The sequence below is a fragment of the Azospirillum sp. B506 genome (assembly GCF_000333595.1).
In the GTDB taxonomy this organism is placed as follows: Bacteria; Pseudomonadota; Alphaproteobacteria; order Azospirillales; family Azospirillaceae; genus Azospirillum.
Genome location: NZ_BADK01000165.1, coordinates 1 through 1,514, shown reverse-complemented (window position 1 = coordinate 1,514; position 1,514 = coordinate 1). Strand labels below are relative to the sequence as shown.

Here is a 1,514-nt window from a genome sequence, read left to right as displayed (position 1 = left end):
CGACTTCTTCGAATTGGGCGGCCATTCGCTGCTGGCGACCCAGGTGGCCTCGCGCATCGCCGCCGAGCTGGGGGTGACGCTTGACATCCGCACCCTGTTCGAGGCGACCGGACTGCGCGGCCTCGCCCGCCGGGTGGAGGAGCGCCTCGCCGCCGCCGGACCGGCGTCCTCCTCCGCCGAAGACGAGCTGGCCGCCGCGCTGCGGGCCATCGACGGCCTGTCGGACGCCGACCTGAACGCGCTCGCGGAGGCCGCACTCGCCGGCGGCGTCACACCAGACAGTGCAAAAGACAGCGCAAACACGGGGACCGCCCGATGACCAGCAACCCGTCCACCACCGCCCTGCCGACCGCTCCCGTCCTCTCGCTCGACGGATTGTCGCGCAGCCAGCGCCGGGCGCTTGCCGCCGTCCTGGCCGCCAAGGGCATCGACGTCCACACCCGCTTCCCGATCCCGCGCGCCGACCGGGCGGAACCGCTGCCGCTCTCCTATGCCCAACAGCGGCTGTGGTTCCTGTGGCGGATGGATCCGGGCGGGGCGGCCTACAACATTCCCGGCGCCATCCGGGTGAGTGGTCCGCTCGATCCGGCCCTGCTGGAGGCGGCCTTCGCCCATCTGACCGAACGGCACGAGGCTCTGCGCACCACCTTTTCCGAGCGCGACGGCCAGCCGGTGCAGGTCATCCACCCGCATCTGGCGCCGGTGCCCGTCCGCATCGATCTGTCGGACCTTGCCCCCGCCGAACGCGAATCCCGCGCGCGGGATCTCGCGCGCGCCGAAGCATTGGCCCCCTTCGACCTCGGCGCGGGGCCGCTGCTGCGGCTGACGCTGATCCGGCTGGCGGATGAGGATCATCTGCTGCTGATCACCCTGCACCACATCGTCGCCGACGGCTGGTCGGTGGAGCGCTTCCTGGCGGAATTCGCCCGCAGCTACGACGCCTTGCGGGCCGGGCATCTGCCGGCTCTGCCGGCTCTGCCGATCCAGTATGCCGATTACGCCCAGTGGCAGCGCGACTGGCTGGAGGCCGGGGAGCGCGACCGCCAGCTCGCCTATTGGCGCGACCGGCTCGGCACCGACCATCCCGTCCTGTCGCTGCCGCTCGACCGCCCCCGTCCGGCGGTGCTGGGCGCCCATGGCGGCACGGTGGGCTTCCGGCTCGGCGCACAGCGCAGCCGGGCGCTGAAGGCGCTGGCCCAGGCTCGCGGCGTCACGCCCTTCGTGCTTCTCCTGGCAGCCTTCAAGCTGCTGCTGCTGAAGCACAGCGGCGAGACCGACCTGCGGGTCGGCGTGCCCTTCGCCAACCGCAACCGGGTCGAGACCGAGGGGGTGGTCGGCTTCTTCGTCAACACGCTGGTGCTGCGCAGCCGGCTGGACAGCCGCGAGAGCTTCGGCTCCCTGCTGGCCCGGCTGCGCGACACCGCGCTGGAGGCGCAGGCCCACCAGGATCTCCCCTTCGAGCAACTGGTCGAGGCGCTTCAGCCGGAACGCAGCCTGACCACAATCCGCTGTTC

At 71.9% G+C, this 1,514-nt stretch carries 2 protein-coding genes; both read left to right on the top strand.

Features of this window, described 5'->3' with window-relative positions:
- A partial coding sequence (locus tag I71_RS05815) for a phosphopantetheine-binding protein (RefSeq protein WP_042692164.1) occupies positions 1-319 on the top strand: 319 nt, incomplete at its 5' end.
- Positions 316-1,514, top strand: a 1,199-nt coding sequence (locus I71_RS05810) for a condensation domain-containing protein (protein WP_049975950.1), incomplete at its 3' end; no start/stop codon positions are given. The genes I71_RS05815 and I71_RS05810, both read left to right, overlap by 4 nt.